This window comes from Streptomyces sp. NPDC058240 (genome assembly GCF_042882135.1).
In the GTDB taxonomy this organism is placed as follows: Bacteria; Actinomycetota; Actinomycetes; order Streptomycetales; family Streptomycetaceae; genus Streptomyces.
In genome coordinates this window covers 27,825-47,017 of the sequence record NZ_JBHVWT010000014.1, presented here as the reverse complement: position 1 = coordinate 47,017, position 19,193 = coordinate 27,825, and the positions used below count along the sequence as shown (strand labels likewise).

Sequence of the window (19,193 nt, the reverse complement as noted above, 5' to 3'; positions counted from 1 at the left end):
GTACGGGTCGTGCGCGTGGTGGCCGTCGGTCACGGCATGGCCTTGCGGGCCGTGGCGAACCGCGGCCGGTTGTTCAGGTCCGGGTGGTCGGCCGCGTCCGCCCAGCCGCGCTCCTCGGTGAAGATCCACGGCACCTGGCCGCCCTGGGTGTCGGCGTGCTCGATGACGACGAGGCCGCCGGGGCGCAGCAGGCGGTGTGCGGTGCGTTCGATACCGCGGATGGTGTCGAGGCCGTCCTCGCCGGAGAAGAGGGCCATCTCCGGGTCGTGGTCGCGGGCCTCGGGTGCCACGTACTCCCATTCGGTGAGCGGGATGTACGGCGGGTTGGAGATGACCAGGTCGACCTGGCCGTCCAGCTCGGGGAGGGCGGTCAGCGCGTCTCCCTGGTGGACGGTGACCCTGGATCCGTCGGCGTTCTTGCGGGTCCACTCGATGGCGTCGTCGGAGAGCTCGACCGCGTGCACGCGCGAGCGCGGCACCTCCTGGGCCATGGCCAGGGCGATGGCGCCCGATCCGCTGCACAGGTCGACGACGACCGGCTCGACGACATCCATCGCGCGCACGGCGTCTATCGCCCAGCCGACGACCGATTCGGTCTCCGGGCGGGGGACGAAGACACCGGGTCCGACCTGGAGCTCCAGGTAGCGGAAGAAGGCGCGGCCGGTGATGTGCTGGAGCGGCTCGCGGGCCTCGCGGCGGGCGATGGCCTCCCAGTAGCGGGCGTCGAAGTCCGCGTCCGGCACCCGGTGCAGCTCGCCCCGCTTGACGCCGTGCACGAACGCGGCGAGTTCCTCCGCGTCGAATCGCGGCGAGGGCACACCGGCGTCGGCCAGCCGCTGGGTGGCCTGGGCCACCTCGGCGAGCAGCAGGTTCATCGCGGTTCTCCGTACGGTTTACGGGCTGGGCGGGCTTTGCTTACGCGGCGGCGAGCTTGGCGGCGGAGTCGGCGTCGACGCACGCCTGGATCACGGAATCCAGGTCGCCGTCGAGCACCTGGTCCAAGTTGTACGCCTTGAAGCCGACGCGGTGGTCCGAGATCCGGTTTTCCGGGAAGTTGTACGTACGGATCTTCTCGGAACGGTCGACCGTGCGCACCTGGCTGCGCCGTACGTCCGAGGCCTCCTGCTCGGCGGCCTCCTGGGCGGCGGCGAGCAGTCGCGAACGCAGGATGCGCATGGCCTGCTCCTTGTTCTGGAGCTGGCTCTTCTCGTTCTGGCAGGACGCGACGACGCCGGTCGGCAGATGGGTGATGCGGACCGCCGAGTCCGTGGTGTTGACGGACTGGCCGCCGGGACCCGAGGAGCGGTAGACGTCGATACGGAGGTCGTTGGCGTGGATCTCGACTTCGACCTCCTCGGCCTCGGGCGTGACGAGCACACCGGCGGCGGAGGTGTGGATGCGGCCCTGCGACTCGGTTGACGGCACCCGCTGCACGCGGTGCACCCCGCCCTCGTACTTCAGCCGGGCCCACACGCCCTGGCCGGGCTCGGTGGCGCCGTTGCCGCCCTTGGTCTTCACGGCGACCTGGACGTCCTTGTAGCCGCCGAGCTCGGACTCGGTGGAGTCGATGATCTCGGTCTTCCAGCCGACGCGCTCGGCGTAGCGCAGATACATGCGCAGCAGATCGCCGGCGAACAGGGCGGACTCGTCGCCGCCCGCGCCCGCCTTGATCTCCAGGAGCACGTCCTTGTCGTCGCTGGGGTCGCGCGGGACCAGGAGGAGGCGGAGCTTCTCGGTGAGCGCTTCGCGCTGCTTCTCCAGCTCCTTGACCTCGGCGGCGAAGTCGGGGTCGTCGGCGGCGAACTCGCGGGCCGTCTCGATGTCGTCCCCGGTCTGCTTCCAGGAGCGGTACGTCGCGACGATCGGGGTCAGCTCGGCGTAGCGCTTGTTGAGCTTGCGCGCGTTGGCCTGGTCGGCGTGGACCGCCGGGTCCGCGAGCTTCTTCTCCAGATCGGTCTGTTCGCCGATCAGTTCCTCGACCGCCTCGAACATCTTCGGGCTCCTGGTTTCTTCACTCGGGCGTGCCTGCTGGACGGCGTGATGCCGGCCGGGCGGGGATACGGAACGGGGTCGCGTACCCCCGGCCGGAAAAAACGCCGGTCCCGACGCCCCCGGAAGAGGGCGCCAGGAACCGGCGCAGTGGCTCGCTACTTGCTGGCGGAGCCGGCGGCCTTGCCGAAGCGGGCCTCGAAGCGGGCCACACGGCCACCGGTGTCGAGGATCTTCTGCTTGCCCGTGTAGAACGGGTGGCACTCGGAGCAGACGTCCGCGCGGATGGTGCCGCCGTCGATGGTGCTCCGGGTGGTGAACGACGCGCCACAGGTGCAGCTGACCTGCGTCTCGACGTACTCGGGGTGGATGTCGCGCTTCAAGGGTTTCTCCTAGGTTCGGGAGGGCGCCGGGTCGTACGCGCGGATTGCGCGTCCGTGAACCGGGGCCGACGTACCAGTCTGCCAGGACCGGCCGTATCTCCCAAAACCGGGGGCGGGCCGCAACTATTCCCGGCCCGCCCGGTCACCGTACGACGCTGCCCGCGTCGCCCTTGTCGCCGGCCGACTTCTCGGTGGCGGAGGCGGGGATGGCCTTGTCCTGGGCGAGCGCGGTCCACACCTGCCGGGCAGCGGCGTCCAGCGGTACGACGCGGTTCGGGTCGGCCGGGTCGTACTGCACGGGCAGGGTGACCATGTGGACGTTCTTCGAGCCGAGCCCCTTGAGACCGTTCGCGAAGGACGTGAGTTCCGTGACCGAGCCCAGGTCGGAGTCGGTGGTGATGGTCTTGGTGGCCGTGTCCGCGAGGTCGTACAGGGTTTTCGGGTTCGAGAACACCCCGACGCTCTTGGCCTGTTCCATCAGTGCCTTGATGAACGCCTGCTGGAGCTGGATACGGCCGAGGTCGCTGCCGTCTCCGACGCTCTTGCGGGTACGGACGAGGCCCAGCGACTGCTCCCCGTCGAGGGTGTGGGTGCCGGGTTCGAGCTTCAGATGGCTCTTCGGGTCGTCGATCGCCTCGGTGGTGGTGATCTTCACGCCGCCCAGCTCGTCGATGAGCTTCTTGAAGCCGGTGAAGTCGACTTCGAGGTAATGGTCCATGCGAATGCCGGACATGGCCTCGACGGTCTTGACCGCGCAGGCCGGTCCGCCGACCTCGTACGCCGTGTTGAACATCGCGCGCTGCTGGCCCGCGACGGTCTGCCCGTTCGTGTCGCTGGTGCAGTCGGGGCGGGTGATGAGGGTGTCTCGCGGGATGGAGACGACGGAGGCCGTCCTGTGGCCCTTGTTGACGTGCAGGACCATCGCGGTGTCGGAGCGGGCCGCGCCCTCGTCGGCGCCGTACTCGGAGTTCGCGCCGGACCGGGAGTCCGAGCCGAGCACCAGGATGTCCTGGGAGCCGTTGTCGACGTTGTCGGGGCGGTTCTTGCCGAGTGCGGCGTTGATGTCGACGGCCTTGAGATTGCCGTTGAGCTTGACGTAGGCGTATCCCAGTCCGGCACCGCCGACGACCACGACACCGGCCACGGTCCAGGCGGCGATCACCGTCGCCCTGCGGCGACGGGAGGGCTTCTTCCGGCGCTTGCCGGTGGGGCGTATTCGGCCGCCGCTCCCGTTCTGCTCGGTCATGGATCTCCTTCGGTCGTCAGCTTCCCCGGCTACCCCCAGCAGCGGTGTTCGGGCACTGGATCGTCGATTTGTCGGTACTTCGTACGACGCCGTGACACGAAGAAGGGTTGCACAGCCACCTGTTGTTTCCGTGTGAGGACGAAACGGACATCCGGCCTTGGTGGACAGCCGGTGATTCCCCGCTCACCTGCGGTTTCTTGTCCGGTACAGGCATCGCGACGGGGCCCGGTGGCACGTCCGGCATGTGGCAAAGGTCTCGGATCGACCACGGCGACCGGGTCGGCTGCGTCACATGCGCACGGCCCTGTGGTTCAGCCGATCCGGTACGACGTCAGTCGTTGCCGTTGCCCGGGGACGGCGTCGTCTTCTGGATCTGGAGCAGGAACTCCGCGTTGGACTGGGTCTTCTTCATCCGGTCCAGGAGGAGCTCGATCGCCTGCTGCTGGTCGAGCGCGTGCAGCACCCGGCGCAGCTTCCAGACGATCGCCAACTCGTCGCTGCCGAGCAGGATTTCTTCCTTGCGGGTGCTGGACGCGTCGACGTCCACCGCCGGGAAGATGCGCTTGTCCGAGAGCTTCCGGTCGAGCTTGAGCTCCATGTTGCCGGTGCCCTTGAACTCCTCGAAGATCACCTCGTCCATGCGCGAGCCGGTCTCGACCAGCGCGGTGGCCAGGATGGTCAGCGAACCGCCGTCCTCGATGTTGCGCGCGGCACCGAAGAAGCGCTTCGGCGGGTACAGCGCGGTCGAGTCGACACCACCGGACAGGATGCGGCCGGAGGCGGGGGCCGCGAGGTTGTACGCACGGCCGAGACGGGTGATGGAGTCCAGCAGGACGACCACGTCGTGACCCAGCTCGACGAGACGCTTGGCGCGCTCGATGGCCAGCTCGGCGACGGTGGTGTGGTCCTCGGCGGGACGGTCGAAGGTCGAGGAGATGACCTCGCCCTTCACCGACCGCTGCATGTCGGTGACCTCTTCCGGACGCTCGTCGACCAGGACGACCATCAGGTGGCACTCGGGGCTGTTGACGGTGATCGCGTTGGCGATCGCCTGCAGGATCATGGTCTTGCCGGTCTTCGGCGGGGCCACGATCAGGCCTCGCTGGCCCTTGCCGATGGGGGCGACCAGGTCGATGATCCGCGTCGTCAGGACGTTGGAGTCGGTCTCCAGACGGAGCCGGTCCTGCGGGTAGAGCGGGGTCAGCTTCTGGAACTCCGGGCGGCCGCGGCCGGTTTCGGGCGCCATGCCGTTCACCGAGTCGAGGCGGACCAGGGCGTTGAACTTCTCCCGGCGCTCGCCGTCCTTGGGCTGGCGCACCGCACCGGTGACGTGGTCACCCTTGCGCAGGCCGTTCTTGCGGACCTGGGCGAGCGAGACGTACACGTCGTTCGGGCCCGGCAGGTAGCCGGAGGTCCGGATGAACGCGTAGTTGTCGAGGATGTCCAGGATGCCCGCGACGGGGATCAGGACGTCGTCGTCGGAGACCGGGACCTCGTTGGCGAACTCCTCGCGGCCACGGCGGCCACGGCGGTCGCGGTAGCGGCCGCGACGGCCGCGACGGCCGCCCTCGTCGTCGTACCCGTCGTCCTGCGGGCCGCCGCCCTGCTGGCCCTGGCTCTGGCGCTGCTGACGCTGGCCGCCCTGCTGGCCCTGGCCACCGCCCTGCTCGTCGCCCTTGCCCCTGCGGTCGCGCTGACGGTCGCGGCGCTCCCCGCGCTCGCCGCGGTCCTGGCGGTCGCCCCGGTCGCCGCGCTGACCGCGGTCCTGGCGGTCGCCGCGGCGGCCCTCGGCCGTGTCGGCGGCGGCTTCGGCCTTGGCGTCGGCGCGGTCGTCGCCCTTGGGCTCGGCCTGCGTCTCCGTCTTGGCCTCGGCGGACTTGCTCTCCGCCTTGCTCTCCGCCTTGCTCTCCGGGCTGCCCGCCTGCGCGGTCGCACGGCGCCGACGGCGCTCGCCCGTGGGCTGGTCGTCGCTGGCCGGCTGGCCGGGGATGTCGATCTGCTGCTGGGCCGCGGCCTTCTCGGCGGGCGCGGCAGCCGCGGACTCGTCCCCGGTGCGCGCCTTGGAGGTGGCACGGCGCTTCGGCTTGGTCTCGGTCGCCGCGGCGGGCGCGGCGGCCTTGGGCGCAGCGGAGCTACCGGCCTGCGCCTCCTTGATGACCTCGATCAGCTGGCCCTTGCGCATCCGCGCAGTGCCCTTGATGCCGAGGCCGGACGCGACCTGCTGCAGCTCGGCCAGGACCATGCCGTCAAGGCCGGTGCCGGAGCGGCGGCGCCGTGCGGTGGTGCCAGTGGCAGCACCTTCGGCGGGCGCGGCGCTGTCGACGCTCTTGTCGGCAGTCACGCCCATCAGATCGGTGGTGTCGCTCACGAAGGGTCCTTCCCTGGAGCGGACGTCGGCCTTCTGGCTCGGCGACCGGTTGTGCTGTCCGACTGCGGTCTTTTTCTTGCGGACCGTGCCGGGGCGGTGGTCCGCCGGGTACGGCGGAGAGATGAAGGTGTGCAAGGGCCCGGCGCGAGCATCCCCCTGCTCGGCCCACTCCTGGACAAGCGAGGGGTGTCGTGCCGGTTCCGGAGCGTGCACGAAACTGCTCAGGCAGGCTGCTCAGGCAGTTGGGGAGGCTCCCGGAAGAATTGGTGGTCCCGGAAAGGGACACGAAGCAACGCGCCACATAGACGTCGGTTGCAGACTTGAGGTTAACACTACCGGCTCCAACAAACATTCCCCCTCTCACTCACCGGCAATCTCTTCTCGGCTACGGGGCGAGCGGCAGCACACTCGCCCCCGGGGCGTCGAGAGCGAGGCGATTGGCCGCCCATCCCACGCCCGCCAGCTGTGCGACCTTGTCGGCCGCACCGTCCTCGGCCAGTGCGAGCACGGTCGGCCCGGCACCGGAGATGACCGCGGGGACGCCGTCCGCGCGCAGTCGGTTGACGAGTTCCACGCTCTCGGGCATCGCCGGGGTGCGGTACTCCTGGTGCAGCCGGTCCTCGGTGGCGGTGAGCAGCAGCTCGGGGCGCCTGGTCAGCGCCTCGACGAGGAGTGCGGCACGGCCGGCGTTGAAGGCGGCGTCGACATGCGGGACCGTGCGCGGGAGCAGTCCGCGGGCGGTCTCGGTGAGGACCGGCTTGCTGGGTACGAAAACCACCGGAACGATGGATCCTGCGGGGTCCATCCTGATCGCGCGCGCCGATCCGCCGTCCATCCAGGCCAGTGTGAAGCCGCCGAGCAGGCAGGCCGCGACGTTGTCGGGGTGGCCCTCGATCTCGGTGGCGAGTTCCAGCAGCGCCGCGTCGTCGAGCCGGGCGTCACCGCCGGTCGTCACGGCGCGGGCGGCGACGATGCCGGCGCAGATGGCGGCGGAGGAGGAACCGAGACCGCGTCCGTGCGGGATGCGGTTGGCGCAGACGATCTCCAGACCGCGGGGCTGTCCGCCGAGCAGGTCGAAGGCCGTGCGCAGGGAGCGTACGAGGAGGTGGCGCTCGTCGCGGGGCAGCGTGTCGGCACCCTCACCCGCGATGTCGATGTGCAGTCCGGAGTCGGCGACTCGGACGACGACGTCGTCGTACAGCCCCAGCGACAGGCCGAAGGCGTCGAAACCCGGGCCCAGGTTGGCGCTGGTCGCGGGGACGCGCACCCGGACGGCGGCGGCTCGGAAGGCGGGACCGGCCATCGGTTGGACGACTCTCCTTGTGTGGCAGCGGGGGGTGGTGAAGCGTTTTCTCCGTGGTGGCGGGAGGTCGTGGTGACGGGGATGGGAATTCCGAGGGACCCGACGGCCACAACGGCCCATGCACCGCGGCAGATGCGGCGGGGCGGGTTGAGTACAGCTTATCGAAGGAAGGTTCTGTGGCGACATAGGGCGCACGGGAGGCGCACGATGCGTGTCGCACGCCTCCTATGCGCTCTCCGCCCCGAAAAGGGGCGGTTCAGCTGGGTTCTTGCCTGATCCGCCGGCCAGGCCGTAGATCCTGTCCGGCGAGTCGGGGTCGGACCTAGACGAGGCCCAGCTTCTGGGCGGCGGTGGCCGCGTCGACGGGGACGGTGACCGGCTGCGGTGCGCCCGCGACGGCCCAGTCGGGGTCCTTGAGGCCGTTACCGGTGACCGTGCAGACGATCTTCTGGCCGCGGTTGACCTTGCCCTCCTCGGCGGCCTTCAGCAGGCCGGCGACGGAGGCGGCCGAGGCGGGCTCGACGAAGACGCCTTCCTGGGAGGCCAACAGCCGGTAGGCGGCCAGGATCTGGCGGTCCGTCACCTCATCGATGAAACCGCCCGATTCGTCCCGGGCGTCCAGCGCGTACTGCCAGGAGGCCGGGTTGCCGATCCGGATCGCGGTGGCGATGGTCGACGGGTCCTTGACGATCTCGCCGCGGACGATGGGCGCGGAGCCGGAGGCCTGGAAGCCCCACATGCGCGGGGTGTGCGTGGACATGCTGTCCCCCGCGTACTCCTTGTAGCCCTTCCAGTACGCGGTGATGTTGCCCGCGTTGCCGACCGGGAGGACGTGGATGTCCGGGGCGTCGCCGAGCGCGTCGACGATCTCGAACGCGGCGGTCTTCTGGCCCTCGATACGGACCGGGTTGACCGAATTGACCAGCGCCACCGGGTAGTTGTCCGAGAGCGAGCGGGCCAGCGTCAGGCAGTCGTCGAAGTTGCCGTCGACCTGGAGGATCTTGGCGCCGTGCACCAGCGCCTGGCCCATCTTGCCGAGCGCGATCTTGCCCTGCGGCACGAGGACGGCGCAGACCATGCCCGCCCGCACCGCGTACGCGGCGGCGGAGGCGGAGGTGTTGCCGGTGGAGGCGCAGATGACGGCCTTCGCACCCTCCTCCTTGGCCCGGGTGATGGCCATCGTCATGCCGCGGTCCTTGAAGGAACCGGTGGGATTGGCGCCCTCGACCTTGAGGTGCACCTCGCAGCCCGTGCGCTCGGAGAGGACCTGAGCGGGGACGAGCGGTGTACCGCCCTCACGAAGCGTGACGACCGGCGTCGTGCTCGTGACCGGAAGGCGGTCCCGGTACTCCTCGATGATGCCGCGCCACTGGTGGGTGCCCTTGCTGGTCATGGGTCCTTACTCCCCTTCAACACGCATGATGCTGGCGACACCGCGCACGGTGTCGAGCTTGCGCAGCGCCTCGACGGTCGCCGAGAGGGCGGCGTCGGACGCGCGGTGGGTGACGACGACGAGGGACGCCTCGCCATCCTTGCCCTGCTGGCGGACCGTATCGATCGATACGCCCTGTTCGGCGAAGACCGTCGCGACCTGGGCGAGCACGCCAGGCTTGTCGGCCACGTCGAGACTGATGTGGTACCGCGTGACCACGTCGCCCATGGGGCTGACCGGCAGACGCGTGTACGCGGACTCACCGGGGCCGGTGGCCTCGTTGAGCTTGTTGCGGCACACCGCTACGAGGTCGCCGAGGACCGCGGACGCGGTCGGCGAGCCACCGGCGCCGGGGCCGTAGAACATGAGCTGTCCGGCCGCCTCCGCCTCGACGAAGACCGCGTTGTACGCCTCGCGGACGGAGGCCAGCGGATGGCTCAGCGGGATCATCGCGGGGTGCACCCGCGCGGTGACCGACTGCCCGTCGGCGGCGCGCTCGCAGATGGCGAGGAGCTTGACGGTGCAGCCCATGCGGCGGGCGGACGCGATGTCGGCGGCGGTGACCTCGGTGATGCCCTCGCGGTGCACGTCGCCGATCCTCACCCGGGTGTGGAAGGCGATGCCGGCGAGGATGGCGGCCTTGGCGGCGGCGTCGAAGCCCTCGACGTCGGCGGTCGGGTCGGCCTCGGCGTATCCGAGGGCGGTGGCCTCGTCGAGCGCCTCGGAGTACCCGGCTCCGCTGGTGTCCATCTTGTCGAGGATGAAGTTGGTCGTGCCGTTCACGATGCCGAGGACCCGGTTGACCTTGTCACCGGCGAGGGACTCGCGCAGCGGCCGTACGAGCGGGATGGCACCGGCCACGGCGGCCTCGTAGTAGAGGTCCCGGCCGTGCTGCTCGGCGGCGGCGTGCAGGGCGGCGCCGTCCTCGGCCAGCAGCGCCTTGTTGGCGGAGACGACGCTCGCGCCGTGCTCGAAGGCGGTGGTGATGAGCGTGCGGGCGGGCTCGATGCCCCCGATGACCTCGATGACGACGTCGATGTCGCCCCGTTTGACCAGGGCCGTCGCATCGGTGGTGATCAGCGCGGGGTCGATGCCCTCGCGCACCTTGGAGGGCCGGCGCACGGCGACACCGGCGAGCTCGACCGGCGCACCGATGCGCGCGGCGAGGTCGTCGGCGTGCGTCGTCATGATGCGCGCCACCTCTGAGCCGACCACTCCACAGCCCAGCAGCGCCACCTTCAGCGGACGCGTACGCATCATCCGACCTCGTTTCCTTTACATCTGATGTGTGGACCAGTCTCACTCACCGGACGGGAGTTTCTGCCACCCGTCCGGATCCTGAGACATGTATTTCATCAGCCGACATCGAGACGCAGGAGATCTTCCTCCGTCTCGCGCCTGACGATGACACGCGCCTCTCCGTCGCGCACGGCGACGACCGGCGGACGCAGGGCGTGGTTGTAGTTGCTCGCCATGGAACGGCAGTACGCGCCGGTGGCGGGCACGGCGATCAGATCGCCGGGGGCGAGGTCGGACGGCAGGAACGCGTCCTTGACCACGATGTCGCCGCTCTCGCAGTGCTTGCCGACGACGCGGACGAGCATCGGCTCGGCGTCGGAGGTGCGCGAGGCGAGCGCGACGGTGTACTCGGCGTCGTACAGCGCGGTGCGGATGTTGTCCGACATGCCGCCGTCGACGCTGACGTACGTACGCAGCCCCTCCAGGGGCTTGATGGTGCCGACCTCGTACAGCGTGAAGGCGGTCGGGCCGACGATGGCGCGCCCCGGCTCGACGGAGATCCGCGGGGTGGCGAGCCCGGCCGCCTCGCACTCGCGGGTCACGATGTCGCCGAGCGCCTTGGCGATCTCGTGCGGCTCGCGCGGGTCGTCCTCGGAGGTGTACGCGATGCCGAGCCCGCCGCCCAGGTCGATCTCGGGGAGCTCCACCCCGTGCTCGTCGCGCACCTCGGCGAGCAGCTGCACCACGCGCCGGGCGGAGACCTCGAAGCCGGCCATGTCGAAGATCTGCGAGCCGATGTGCGAGTGGATGCCGATGAGCTCAAGACCGTCGAGGGTGAGCGCCCGGCGCACCGCCTCGGCGGCCTGTCCCCCGGCCAGCGCGATCCCGAACTTCTGGTCCTCGTGCGCGGTGGCGATGAACTCGTGGGTGTGTGCCTCGACACCGACGGTCACCCGGATCTGTACGCGCTGGCGCTTGCCGAGCTGCTGCGCGATGTGGGCGACCCGGGCGATCTCCTGGAAGGAGTCGAGCACGATGCGGCCGACACCGGCCTGGACGGCGCGCTCGATCTCGGCGACGGTCTTGTTGTTGCCGTGGAAGGCGATGCGCTCGGCGGGCATCCCGGCGTCCAGCGCGGTGGTCAGCTCGCCACCGGAGCAGACGTCGAGGTTGAGCCCCTCCTCCTGGAGCCAGCGCACGACGGCGCGCGACAGGAAGGCCTTTCCGGCGTAGAACACGTCGGCATCGCGCCCGAAGGCGTCGGCCCAGGCGCGGCAGCGGGCCCGGAAGTCGCTCTCGTCGAGGAAGTAGGCGGGGGTGCCGAACTCCTCGGCCAGCCGCGTCACTTCGATCCCGCCGACGGTGACCGCACCGGCCTCGTCGCGGGTGACGGTACGGGCCCAGACCTTCTCGTCCAGGGCGTTGAGATCGGCGGGCGGGGCGGTGTAGTGCCCCTCCGTCATGACGTCGGCGTGACGGGGCCCGGCGGGGTGTGCGGATCGGCTCATGGCGTTGCTCTGCTCTCTCGGATCTCTCAGAGGACTTCGGGTGCGCTGATGCCGAGCAGGGACAGGCCGCCTGCGAGCACCGTCCCGGCGGCTTCGGCAAGGGCGAGCCGGGAGCGGTGGGCGGCCGAGGGTTTCTCGTCACCGACGGGAAGCGGCGAAGCGCTGTCATGGAAGTCGAAGAAGGCCTGCGCGAGGGCTTCCAACTGCCGGGCGACCCGGTCGGGCTCACGGTGCCGGGCGGCGGCGGCGAGCACCCCGGGGTGGTCGGCGAGCAGCGCGCCGAGCACGGGCGCGTCCACGCTCTCCTCGTACGCCGCTGCGAACCCGAGCTGCCGGGCGTTGTGGCCCAGCGCCCGGATCCGGGCGTGCGCGTACCGCACCCGGAACAGCGGATTGCTCTCCTGCTGCACGAGGAGTTCCTCGCTCCCGGTGCCCCGGGGCCGGTCGTGCGGGGCGGCCCGCAGCAGCGACCAGCGCGCGGCGTCGCTCCCGAGCCGCTCGAAGAGATCGCGGTGGGCGGCCGGCACCGGCATCACGTGCAGCGCCTCCCCGCCCGCCGTTCGCTCCCCGACCTCGGCGCCCTGGGCCCGGAGCAGCCGCTCGACGGTCCCGGTGACGACCCGGGCGCGGAGCTCCTCGACGGGGACGAACGAGACCGCCGGGCCGGCGAGGGCGTCGCCGTGCCCGTAGGCCGTGCCGTGCGCGTCGACGGTCCGCACCAGTTCGTCGAGGCCGCGCGCACCGGCTCGCAGCGTGAAGTTCAGAAATCCCGGCCCGGTGACCTCGACGTCCCCGATGCCCGGCGCCTCAAGCACCCGTTCCCGGAGGATCTCGGCCACGTCCCTGGCCGGCAGCGCGGCGGGCCCGGCCAGCTGGAGGGCGACGGCGCAGGCGTACTCCCCGCGCCCGCCGGGCCGGGTCCTCTCCACCCGCACGCGCGTGGGCACGGGCGCGCGCAGGGCGTCCTCGTCGACCGCGCGGCGCACGGCGTGCAGCACGGTCATGGAGAGATCGGCGGGGGTCACAGGACAAGCGTATGGGAGGAAGGGGGGAACCCCGCGACCCGGTTTCGCCATGCGGTCACCCCGCAGCGCGCTCCGCGGTCCCGGCACCCCGTCTGCCGTCGAGCGACGGCGGCTCCTCCCGCTCCATCAACTGCCGTACGAGCCGCACCAACTCGGTCGGCTCGAAGGGCTTCGCGAGAAAGGCGTCGACCCCTGCGGCGACCCCGCTGTCCACCTCGTACGGCGTACAGGCACTGATGATCGCCACGGGCAGATGTCTGGTCCGCGGATCGGAACGCAGTCTGGCGGCGGTCTGCACACCGTCCAGTCCGGGCATGACGACATCGAGCGTGATCACATCGGGACGGACCCGATGCACCAGATCCAGACACTCGACACCATCGGCCGCGGTCACGACCTCGAAGCCCTCAAGCTCGAGATTGACCCTGATCAACTGCCGGATGACCTTGTTGTCGTCGACAACAAGCACGCGGCCACACGCCCCTGACACACTTCGAGGGTAGGGCGGACGTAGGGGCTGCGTCCGGGTTTTGCCTATTTCCGTCCCCGGACGAGTGGCGCGAGGGGTGGCCGGATACATCCGGAACGCATCGCACGCCCCCCTCCGCCTGGCCCGCGTCACCCCTCCGACGACCCGGAAATACCTGTTCACGGGCACCCCGCGGAAGCTGGTAGTGTTTCACCCGTCGCCGAGCCACACAGCGATACGCCCTCGTAGCTCAGGGGATAGAGCATCGGCCTCCGGAGCCGTGTGCGCAGGTTCGAATCCTGCCGAGGGCACTTCAGGATAGACCTTCTGACCAGCGGAAACGCTGAGCAGAGGGTCTATTTTTTTATGCCCGCCGGGAGCTACGGAGTGGGGGTCGCTGCCCTTCGCTTCGGGAGGACCAGAGGTAGGATAGGTAGCATGAGCGAGCCTACCGGGAAGTACTCGATCACCATGCCGCGCGACATCGCCGAAGCCGCCAAGGCCCGCAGTGGCCCCTCCGGCCTGTCCGCCTACGTGGCCGCTGCCGTCGCCCGCCAGATCGAGCGCGACAACCTCAACGAGCTCATCCAGGTCGCCGAGGCCGAACACGGACCCATCACCGAGGACGAGATCCAGGCCCTCCGCGACCATCTCCACCAGGCGCGCCAGCAGCAGGCCCACAACGAGGCGAACGCGGCGTGACGCGCTCCCCCGCCGCCCCGGGCGGCACACTCGTCCTCGACAGCGAAGGGCTGGCCAAGGCCGTGCTGCGCGATCGCACAGTCACCGTCTGGCTCGCCCTTGCCCGCGCCGACGACCTGCGCGTGATCACGTCCGCCGCCACCTTGGTGGAAGTGGCCCACCCTCGCATCAACCGTCCGGCCCTGGAGTGGACCCTTTCCCGCCTCGTCATCGAACCGATCACCGAGTCGATCGCACGCCACGCTTCCACCCTCCTCGCCGACGCCGGCCTGCACGGCCACAAGTACGCCATCGACGCCATGCTCGGCGCGACCGCTCTGGCCTCACCCGGCCCTGTCACCGTGCTCACCTCCGATCCGGAAGACCTCACCGCGCTGTGCGGCGACCGAATCACCGCCATCAAGGTCTGACACTTCATATTTCAGGAGACATCGTTCGGGACCCACGCCTGACAGTCATTCGTCGCCCACCTGCGGTAGGACGCGGCGGAAAGTGATCTACCGGACGGTGTACAGGGGCTGCCTATTCTGGGCGGCAACTGCCCACCCGCCCCCGGAGTCACGGAGCCCTGCCTCATGCCCACCCGCCAGGCCCGTACCAAGCCGCGCACGCGCAGGTCCATGGAGATCCTCGCCGAGCAGTCCGGAGACATGCACCATGCGGAGCTGTGGAAGCGGGTGAGGGAGGAGCTGCCACCGGCCGCTGAGGACGCCGAGACGTACGACAACGGGCAGGAGAAGGCCGAGAACGCCTGGCGCTGGCGGACGTCCGATCTCGTCATCGCGGGCTGGCTGCGCAAGAACAACGGGCTGTGGCGAATCACCAACCTCGGCCGGGCCGCGCTGCGCAACCATGCCGAGGCGGCTTCCTTCTCCGACACGGCCCAGATGGCCTTCTCTTACTGGAAGCGTCACAAGCACGGTTTCGAGTACGCGAGCCGCCTTGTCGGCGCCATTCCGGCCGGCCGATGGCTGGCGCTCGACGACCTGTCCACTGCCACCGGCTGCGACCGCGAGCCGCTCAGCCATTGGCTCTGGGGCGTTCGTCCGTCCAACGCACACCGGGTGCTGGACTCCGACGGCCGACCCGCTCCCGAGGTCCTGCCCGACGCGGCGGAGACCGAGGCCGTGCTGCGGGAGATCGCCGAGGAGCAGGGACGTACGGACGCCACGGCGGCCGGGCCGGATGCCCGTATCGATGTCGTCGGCCTCCAGCCCTACCTCCTCCCCCAGGAGCCCCGGGGGTCGGAGTCCGCCAGCGCCTGGCTGGTACGGGGTGGCGCCGGCGAGCAGGGCAGGAACGTGGTGGCCCAGTGGCTGGAGGAGGGCTACTGCTCGCTGGCCGCGTCCCGGCTCGGCCAGGTGGCCACGTCCATCACCCGGGAGGAGCTGCGGCTGCGGGTCGAGGACCGGTACGCCCACCTCTCGTACAACAAGCGGGGGGAGTTGGCCGCAGAACTCGACCTGTTCCTCAACCGGATGCACGAGGACGATCTCGTGTGTGCCACCAGCGGTGGAAGGCTGTTCCTCGGCCGGGTCACCGGCGGGCCGGAGTGGGGGTCGAGCCCTGACGAGCGCGCCGGTCTGCGCCGTGCCGTCGAGTGGAGCGGTCTGGAGATCGCCTACGAGGAGCTGCCGGAGGAGCTGCACGGGCGGCTGCAGAGCCAGCACGATGTAGTGGACCTGACTGGCGCGATCGGCCTCATCCGCGAGCTGTCCAGCGCGCGCCAGGATTCCGCGGCCCCGGAGGTACCCGAGGACGAATCGGCTCTGCTGCCCCCGAGCACCACTTCTGCGACCACACGCTCCGGTGCCGAACTGCCGCTGCCGGCTCCCGAGCTGGCCGCGAAGCTGCTGGTCGGCGAGAAGTGGCTGCGCGAGGTGCGTGACCTGCTTCAGGACCGACAGCAACTGATCTTCTACGGGCCGCCCGGCACCGGGAAGACCTACCTGGCGCAGCACATCGCCGCGCACTTCGCCGGTGATCCGCGCGCGGTCAAGCTGGTCCAGTTCCATCCCTCCTACGCCTACGAGGACTTCTTCGAAGGCTTCCGGCCGGTCGTGCAGGACGGCAACGGGGCGGGCGCGCTGGCCTTCGACTTGCGGTCGGGGCCGTTCCGGCAGCTGGTCGACCTCGCGGACGAGGATCCGGACACGCCGTATTTCCTGATCATCGACGAGATCAACCGGGCCAACCTGGCCAAGGTGTTCGGCGAGCTGTACTTCGTCCTGGAGTACCGCGACAGCACGATCGACCTGCAGTACTCGGGCGAGTTCCGGCTGCCCCGGAATGTCTTCATCATCGGGACGATGAACACCGCCGACCGTTCCATCGCCCTGGTCGACGCGGCCATGCGGCGGCGCTTCGCCTTCCTGGCGCTCCATCCCGACGAGGAGCCGACCCAGGACCTGCTGGCGCGGTGGGTCGAGAAGAAGGAAGAAGCCGGGGAGATCAGCCCGAGCGAGGACGTACCCGCGCTGCACCGCGAGCTCAACCGGCGGATCGAGGACAAGGACTTCAAGGTCGGACCGTCGTACCTGATGCGGACGTCCGTCTACGACGAGGGGGGCTTGGAGCGGGTGTGGAAGACGGCCGTCCTGCCGCTGCTCGAAGAGCACCACTACGGCGACGACCTGGTCGACGTACAGGGCCGGTACGGGCTGCCCGCCCTGCGGAGGGTCGTCAGCCGGCCGTCCCAGTCCGCCGAGCCCCCGGCCCCGGCGCCGTGACCGAGGACCGCCCGGTCCGGCGCATCGACCTGGTGGAGCACGGTCCGTGGACCGAGGTGCGGCTCGCGCCCGAGGCCGGCCGGGCGCTGTCCGGGTCCGGTGTCGTGGACGCGCGGCCCGACCCGTACTCCGCCGGCACCGGAACCGCCTGGCAGCTGCGAGGACTGGGCAAGGTCGGTGCGGTCCGGCTGGAGGGGGTGGAGGTGCACATCGCGCCCAAGCTGCCTGTCCGTCGGCTGTTCTTCCTGCTCGGCTACGCGGCTGATCCCGTGAAGCACTGGTGGGACGACCCCGGGGAGGTGCAGGTGGGCGACGAGCACGAGCTGCTGCCCGCGCTGGCCGCCGCTTTCGTACGGCAGGCCGAACGCGCACTGCGCCAGGGCCTGCTGCAGGGCTACCGCACCACAGACAGCGCCCTGACCGTTGTACGCGGACGGATCCGCGAGGGTGACCAGATACGGCGGCGCTTCGGGATACCCCTGCCTGTGGAGGTCACGTACGACGAGTACACGACAGACATCGCCGAGAACCAGCTGCTGCTGGCGGCGAGCGCACGCCTGCTCCGGCTCCCGGGCGTGCCGCGCCCCGTCCGCCTCGGGCTGTCCCGGGTGCGGGCCCGGCTGGCGGAGGTCTCCACGCTCTTCCCTGGTCGTCAACTGCCGAGGTGGCGTCCGTCCAGACTGAACGCCCGCTACCACTCCGCACTACGCCTGGCCGAGTTGATCCTGACCAACCGCTCTGCCGAACAGCAGGGCGCGGGAACCCGGTTGGACGGCTTCGTCCTGGATCTGGCCACGGTCTTCGAGGACTTCGTCTGCACCGCGCTGTCCCGGGCTCTGCTCCCCTACGGGGGACGCTCGGTCGCCCAGGCACGCCACCACCTGGACGAGGCCGACGGGGTCCTGATCAAGCCGGACCTGGTCTGGTACGACGAGATGAGGCGACCACTGGGGGTCGCGGACGCCAAGTACAAGGCGGAGAAGCGGGAGGGATTCCCCGGCTCGGATCTCTACCAGATGCTGGCCTACTGCACCGTGCTCGGGCTTCCACAAGGCCATCTCGTCTACGCGAAGGGCAACGAGCCACAACAGCGACACGTGGTCCGTAGGGCGGGCACGGTACTCACCCAGCATGCGCTCGACCTGGACCAGGAGCCGGAGGCTGTCCTGAAGGGCATGTCCGCGATCGCCGCGGTCATCGCCGGAGACCCGGCCCGCGGGCTCACAACTGGCAGGACAACGGGCGACACACACTGATATCAATTCCTGATCGCGCTCAAAATACTAATATTTCTTCCTCGTGGGCCGGCATATCTGACGAGCCATCAGTCATGCTTCCGACCTGTGGGGACTTCTGGGAACGGCCCGGCCTCCGGAGCCGGGTGCGCAGGTTCGAATCCTGCCGAGGACACCTTGAAAAGGTGTCGTACAGGCCCTCCGATCAGGCATTGCGCCAGATCGGAGGGCTTGTTGTCGTATTCGGTCGCGCCCGTTCGCGGTGGAGTGCCCGACCGGCCGCCGGGGTCGGTTCGTGCGGCCTACGCCCCCGCGTCGTCCGGCCCGTCGGAGCCGATCTGTTCGGCCCGCAGTGCCAGGTCCTGGAGCACATCGGCGGAGGTCACGTCCGTCTGCCCGGAGTCGTGCACCTGGGCCAGCATCGCGAAGGCCAGGGTGAACGCGCCGACCAGCTGCTCCACCGCACCGCCGACCTCCCGGCCGACCAGCGTGGCGACCTCTTCGATCGAGGCGTCCTCGGGGACGGCGATCCGGGGCATCGTCTCGTTCAGGAGCACGGTCACCACGCTGGGATCGGTGTCCAGGTCGTCGCGGTCGACATTCTCTTCGAGCAGCCGACGGATTTCGCCCGCCTCCGTGAGGATGCCCACCACCCGCTTCACCACTTCGCTCTGCTCCATCCGGCGAGCATAGGCGCGCAGTCGTGCCGCCGGTGATCAATCGGAGTTCCTGCCGCCATCGTGATGTGTCGGCGCCGGTCTCCCGGCCGGTTCGGGCCGGCCACGCGCTCAGCACGGGAACACCCGGCCCGGGTGCGTCGCCGCCCCGTCCTCGGCCCGCACGGTCACGGGCTCCGACGCGGGCAGCCGCAGGACCGGATCGTCCTCCAGACCGATGACGACCGCCAGGCCGCCGGACGGGTACCGCTCGCTGCGCACGCTCCGGACGGTGTGCCAGGCGCCCCATGCCCGCACCGACTGCCCCGGCCGTACGGTCACCGCCGAGGTACTCGCCCCGGCGGAACGGGGCACGGGAGCGGCCCCCGGGGCCAGCAGCTCCGCCCAGACGGTCTTCCCGATACCGGGCCGCCTCTCGTCCACGCCCCACCGGTCCGCCAGCGCGTCGACGAGTTGGAGGCCGCGTCCGGTCGTTTCGAGCGCGCCGGGGCGCCGCATGCGTGGCCGCCCCTCCCCTGCGTCGCTCACCTCCAGGCGAAGCAGTGCCCCGCGCTCCCGGCAGACGATGCGTACGCCGACCATCCGGTCACCGGGCGCGGGTGCGTACAGGGCGTTGGTGACCAGCTCGGAGAGAACCAACTCGCCGGACTCAGCGGTGTCTTGACGTGCCCGCCATTCGCCGAGTCTGGCGCGGAGGACGGCTCGGGCCCGGGGGACGCTGCCACGATGACGAGGCAGCCGGAAGGCGGCTTGGTAGAGGGAAGGGTGCGACATGGCTCTCCCGGAAAACAGAAAGTCTCGGTCCAAATGGCCTGGCGATGCAGCGACTTCGCGGTCCAGGCAGCACGAGCGTGCCGAGAAACGACCACTGGCGCAACGTTGAATCGA

Annotated in this window: 17 protein-coding genes and 1 tRNA gene; 5 read left to right on the top strand and 13 right to left on the bottom strand. The window is 70.1% G+C overall.

Annotated elements, in window-relative coordinates:
* Positions 1-29 precede the first annotated feature (29 nt).
* The 11 genes from prmC to ACFVX4_RS22340 all read right to left on the bottom strand — a co-directional run bounded on the left by prmC (position 30) and on the right by ACFVX4_RS22340 (position 12,962).
* The gene (gene prmC / locus ACFVX4_RS22390) at positions 30-875 is read right to left on the bottom strand and encodes a peptide chain release factor N(5)-glutamine methyltransferase (RefSeq protein WP_189542181.1); all 846 of its coding nucleotides are present in this window, start codon (positions 873-875) and stop codon (positions 30-32) included.
* Positions 876-915: 40 nt separating this feature from the next.
* Positions 916-1,992, bottom strand: coding sequence for a peptide chain release factor 1 (gene prfA, locus ACFVX4_RS22385; protein WP_389980116.1), 1,077 nt, complete (start codon positions 1,990-1,992; stop codon positions 916-918).
* Positions 1,993-2,147: 155 nt separating this feature from the next.
* Positions 2,148-2,372 (bottom strand): 50S ribosomal protein L31, encoded by a 225-nt coding sequence (gene rpmE, locus ACFVX4_RS22380; protein WP_019764351.1) that lies wholly within the window; start codon positions 2,370-2,372, stop codon positions 2,148-2,150.
* 142 nt (positions 2,373-2,514) lie between these two features.
* Complete coding sequence (locus tag ACFVX4_RS22375; protein ID WP_389980114.1) at positions 2,515-3,618, bottom strand: LCP family protein; 1,104 nt, start codon at positions 3,616-3,618, stop codon at positions 2,515-2,517.
* A gap of 331 nt (positions 3,619-3,949) precedes the next feature.
* The gene (gene rho, locus ACFVX4_RS22370; protein ID WP_389980112.1) at positions 3,950-5,986 is read right to left on the bottom strand and encodes a transcription termination factor Rho; all 2,037 of its coding nucleotides are present in this window, start codon (positions 5,984-5,986) and stop codon (positions 3,950-3,952) included.
* Positions 5,987-6,371: 385 nt separating this feature from the next.
* Complete coding sequence (gene thrB / locus ACFVX4_RS22365) at positions 6,372-7,289, bottom strand: homoserine kinase (RefSeq protein ID WP_389980110.1); 918 nt, start codon at positions 7,287-7,289, stop codon at positions 6,372-6,374.
* Positions 7,290-7,611: 322 nt separating this feature from the next.
* Positions 7,612-8,682: a threonine synthase gene (thrC, locus tag ACFVX4_RS22360; protein WP_389980108.1), complete on the bottom strand. Its 1,071-nt coding sequence runs from the start codon at positions 8,680-8,682 to the stop codon at positions 7,612-7,614.
* A gap of 6 nt (positions 8,683-8,688) precedes the next feature.
* Positions 8,689-9,981 (bottom strand): homoserine dehydrogenase, encoded by a 1,293-nt coding sequence (locus ACFVX4_RS22355; protein WP_389980106.1) that lies wholly within the window; start codon positions 9,979-9,981, stop codon positions 8,689-8,691.
* A gap of 95 nt (positions 9,982-10,076) precedes the next feature.
* Positions 10,077-11,468, bottom strand: coding sequence for a diaminopimelate decarboxylase (gene lysA, locus ACFVX4_RS22350; RefSeq protein ID WP_389980104.1), 1,392 nt, complete (start codon positions 11,466-11,468; stop codon positions 10,077-10,079).
* Positions 11,469-11,494: 26 nt separating this feature from the next.
* Entirely contained in the window at positions 11,495-12,493 is a 999-nt protein-coding gene (gene nrtL, locus ACFVX4_RS22345; RefSeq protein WP_389980102.1) for an ArgS-related anticodon-binding protein NrtL, read from the bottom strand.
* Between the two features lie 55 nt (positions 12,494-12,548).
* Positions 12,549-12,962, bottom strand: a complete 414-nt coding sequence (locus tag ACFVX4_RS22340; protein ID WP_389980100.1) for a response regulator — start codon at positions 12,960-12,962, stop codon at positions 12,549-12,551.
* Positions 12,963-13,201: 239 nt separating this feature from the next.
* On the opposite strand from ACFVX4_RS22340, the gene ACFVX4_RS22335 reads away from it, so the two are divergent.
* From ACFVX4_RS22335 to ACFVX4_RS22315, 5 genes are all read left to right on the top strand, one after another.
* A tRNA-Arg gene (locus ACFVX4_RS22335) sits at positions 13,202-13,273 on the top strand.
* A gap of 127 nt (positions 13,274-13,400) precedes the next feature.
* Entirely contained in the window at positions 13,401-13,664 is a 264-nt protein-coding gene (locus ACFVX4_RS22330) for a CopG family transcriptional regulator (protein WP_389980098.1), read from the top strand.
* On the top strand, positions 13,661-14,074 hold the full coding sequence (locus ACFVX4_RS22325) for a type II toxin-antitoxin system VapC family toxin (RefSeq protein WP_389980096.1): 414 nt from the start codon (positions 13,661-13,663) through the stop codon (positions 14,072-14,074). The genes ACFVX4_RS22330 and ACFVX4_RS22325 overlap by 4 nt, the downstream gene beginning before the upstream one ends.
* A 165-nt stretch (positions 14,075-14,239) precedes the next feature.
* A complete protein-coding gene (locus tag ACFVX4_RS22320; protein WP_389980095.1) occupies positions 14,240-16,393 on the top strand; it encodes an AAA family ATPase in 2,154 nt (717 codons plus the stop codon).
* Positions 16,390-17,649, top strand: a complete 1,260-nt coding sequence (locus tag ACFVX4_RS22315) for an McrC family protein (protein ID WP_389980093.1) — start codon at positions 16,390-16,392, stop codon at positions 17,647-17,649. The genes ACFVX4_RS22320 and ACFVX4_RS22315 overlap by 4 nt, the downstream gene beginning before the upstream one ends.
* A 281-nt stretch (positions 17,650-17,930) precedes the next feature.
* On the opposite strand, the gene ACFVX4_RS22310 is transcribed toward ACFVX4_RS22315, so the two are convergent.
* Both ACFVX4_RS22310 and ACFVX4_RS22305 read right to left on the bottom strand, forming a co-directional pair.
* Positions 17,931-18,308, bottom strand: coding sequence for a hypothetical protein (locus ACFVX4_RS22310; protein ID WP_389980091.1), 378 nt, complete (start codon positions 18,306-18,308; stop codon positions 17,931-17,933).
* A 108-nt stretch (positions 18,309-18,416) separates the two neighbouring features.
* A complete protein-coding gene (locus tag ACFVX4_RS22305) occupies positions 18,417-19,079 on the bottom strand; it encodes an ATP-binding protein (protein WP_389980089.1) in 663 nt (220 codons plus the stop codon).
* Positions 19,080-19,193: the final 114 nt, after the last annotated feature.